A 2,597-nucleotide genomic window follows, 5' to 3' on the forward strand; every position below is an offset into this window, starting at 1 on the left:
GTCGTCGTAGAGCCGGGCCCGGACCAGGGCCTGACCGGCCTGGTGACCGAGCAGCCGGACCACCCGCAGCTCGCTGTCGGTGAGCTCGCGCGGCTCGGCGAAGTCGAACCCGAGCACGCCGAGCACTTCGACGGCGGCGGGGTCGGCGGTGGGCGCCGCCGTCAGCGGCAGCAGCACCACCATGGCCCGCTCGGTGCGGCGCATGGTGACGGCCAGCTCCGGGAAGTGCTCCTGCGCCTCGTCGAGCGAGCCGACCACGTGCAGGTCGCCGCGCCGGGCCACCTCGGCGATCACCCGCGACGACCCGCGGGGGATGTCGTCTCCGGTCAGGGTGGCCGACTCGGTGCCGGCCACCGCCGTGAGCTGGTCCCGGTCCGGGTCGGCCAGCCAGACCGTCGCCGACGCGGCCCCGAAGGCCGGCCCGGGCGCGCGGACGACGGCGTCGGCCACCTCCGCCGCGGTCGGCGCGGCGGCGAGATCAGCCACTATCTGCTGCAGCGCGCGGACCCGCCGCTCGGAGGACTCGGCCGCCCGCCGGGCGGCCAGCAGCTCCTTCTCGTAGCCGCGCCGCTCGCTGGCGTTGAAGATGGTGGTCCGGATGACCCGCGGCATCCCGTTCGGGTCCCGGCCGAGGCTGGAGTTGACCAGGATCGGCAGCCGCTCACCGTCGGCGCGCATCAGGTCGAAGGCCACCTCGTGGACGTCGTTCTGCATGCTCAGCAGGGGCGCGTAGTGCGTCTCGTAGTAGATCTTGTCGCCTGCGCTGAGCAGATCCCGGAACCGGCGCTGCCCGATCAGCTCGCTGCGGACGTAACCGGTCCAGGCCAGGAACGTCTCGTTGACCTTGACGATCGTGCCGTCGGGCAGCGTCGTCAGATAACCGCAGGGCGCGTGCTCGTACAGGTCCCCGGGATCCTCTTCCCAGGGGACCCGTAGATCCTGCGTCACGTCGGGCCCACCGCCACCGTTCTCCGTCATCGCTCTACAGAAAGGTCCTGATCGCGGCGATGGTCTCGGCGGGAGCGCTGAGGTTCGGGCAGTGCCCGGTCGCGTTCATGGCCACCAGTGTGCTCCCGGGGATGTTGCTGTGCACGTAATCGCCGACCACGGCCGGCGCGATGACGTCGTCGGCGCACTGCAGGATCAGCGTGGGGATCCGCACCTGGCCCAGATCCTTGCGGTTGTCGGACATGAACGTCACGTGCGCGAACTTGCGGGCGATCTCGGGGTCGGTGGCACAGAAGCTGTTGGTCAGCTCCTGGCCCAGCTCGGGCCGGTCGGGATTGCCCATGATGACCGGGGCCATGGCACTCGACCAGCCCAGATAGTTGCTGTCGAGCGACTCCAGCATGGCCTCGATGTCGCTGTGGTCGAAACCGCCCTGGTAGTCGCCGTCGTTGATGTAGCGCGGGGACGGGCCGACCAGGACCAGCTTGGCGAAGCGGCCGGGCTCACGGTTGGCCGCGAGCACGCCGATCATCGCGCTGACCGAGTGGCCGACGAAGATGACGTCCCGCAGGTCCAGCTCGTGGATGATCTCGAGGATGTCCTCGGCATAGCCGTCCAGGGTCGAGTACCGCTGGTCGTCGTACGCGCTCAGGTCGGAACGGCCGGCACCGACGTGGTCGAAGAGCACCACCCGGTGGGTGTCCAGGAACGCGGGTGCCACGGAGCGCCACATGTTCTGGTCGCAGCCGTACCCGTGCGCGAACATCATCGGCTGGGCGTGGGCCCGGCCGGTCACGGTCACCGCGTTCCGCTCAGTCGCCTTCTTCGCACTCACCACCGGGTCACCATACGACTCCGCACCGTCCGGCACATCGCCCCGGGTGTCCGTTCTCGCGTTTGGTCCGCAGTGCCGGCGAGCCGCCACGGTCGTCGATCCGCGGCCTCGATCTTCGCCGATGGGTGGCGGCCCGTCTCTAACCTGGCGGAAGACGCCCGGCACCCGGGCCCGGGGCGAGCAGCGGAGGGAGATCGACGGATGGCCGAGCAGCAGCCGGAGAATCCGGCCGCCGGGACCCCGCCGAACACCACCCCCGACCCCACCCGCATCGAGGGAGCACCAGGCGCGGCAGAGGAGACCCGCGCGCGCGGCTCGGCGGAGGAGACAAGAGCGCCAAGCCCGGCTGGGGAGACAAGAGCGCGCGGCTCAGCGGCCGTGCCGCCGCCGGTGCCCAAGCAGGCGTGGTGGTCGCGCCGCCGCACGCAGGCCGAGGCCGACGAGCCGCCGCCCCCGGTCGACCCGTGGGCGGACAGCGAGGACTGGTCCACCACACCCGCGGTCGACCCCTGGGCCGACCAGGACACCCCGTGGCAGGCGGAGATCCCGTTCCCGGAGGCGATGCCGCCGACCCGGATCGACAGCCCGCTGCCACCGACCCGGATGCAGGCCCCGCTGCCGCCGACCCGCTCGGAGTCGCCGCTCCCACCCACCCGCTCAGAAGCGCCGCTCCCACCCACCCGCTCAGAAGCGCCGCTCCCACCGGCCCGCTCGGAAGCGCCGCTGCAGCCCACGCGGGTGCAGCCGCCGGCCGGAAGCCAGCGGTCCGGTGGTAGGTGGCAGGCTCTCGACGGAGGCCGTGGTGCGGACAATG

Annotated in this window: 2 protein-coding genes and 1 pseudogene; 1 reads left to right on the forward strand and 2 read right to left on the reverse strand. The window is 71.8% G+C overall.

All coding sequences use genetic code 11. The features are described from left to right. Together AB0C29_RS42875 and AB0C29_RS42880 are read right to left on the reverse strand one after the other, a co-directional pair. Positions 1-978, reverse strand: a 978-nt coding sequence (locus AB0C29_RS42875; protein ID WP_360833330.1) for a PAS domain-containing protein, incomplete at its 3' end; no start/stop codon positions are given. A gap of 4 nt (positions 979-982) precedes the next feature. Beyond that, positions 983-1,786: an alpha/beta hydrolase gene (locus tag AB0C29_RS42880; RefSeq protein WP_360833332.1), complete on the reverse strand. Its 804-nt coding sequence runs from the start codon at positions 1,784-1,786 to the stop codon at positions 983-985. A 198-nt stretch (positions 1,787-1,984) separates the two neighbouring features. Here AB0C29_RS42880 and AB0C29_RS42885 point away from each other — a divergent pair. Further along, a pseudogene (locus AB0C29_RS42885) lies at positions 1,985-2,597 on the forward strand (hypothetical protein); the annotation flags it as partial.

Origin of the sequence: Actinoplanes sp. NPDC048791, assembly GCF_040650095.1 — a bacterium.
GTDB lineage: Bacteria > Actinomycetota > Actinomycetes > Mycobacteriales > Micromonosporaceae > Actinoplanes.